The sequence below is a fragment of the Herbaspirillum sp. WGmk3 genome (genome assembly GCF_023952535.1).
Classification (GTDB): domain Bacteria; phylum Pseudomonadota; class Gammaproteobacteria; order Burkholderiales; family Burkholderiaceae_D; genus Herbaspirillum; species Herbaspirillum huttiense.
On the sequence record NZ_JAKYWT010000150.1, the window covers coordinates 1 to 240 of the forward strand.

The 240-nt window shown below is 69.6% G+C and carries 1 protein-coding gene; it reads left to right on the plus strand.

The genetic code is table 11. The features are described 5' to 3' along the window. Positions 1-240: transglutaminase family protein (locus MKD49_RS26270; protein WP_252697774.1), on the plus strand; the 240-nt coding region annotated here is incomplete at both ends.

Sequence of the window (240 nt, forward strand, 5' to 3'; positions counted from 1 at the left end):
CCGCTGGCCAGCCTGGACGACTACCTGGACCTGCTGGCCGCAGTGGAGGCCACTGCCGCCGAGCTGGGCATGCAGATCATCCTGGAGGGCTACCCGCCGCCGCGCGATGCGCGCCTGAAGCTGCTGCAGGTCACGCCGGACCCGGGCGTGATCGAGGTGAACATCCATCCGGCCTCCGACTGGGCCGAGCTGGTGGACCACACCGAGTTCCTCTACGAGGCCGCGCACCAGACCAAGCTG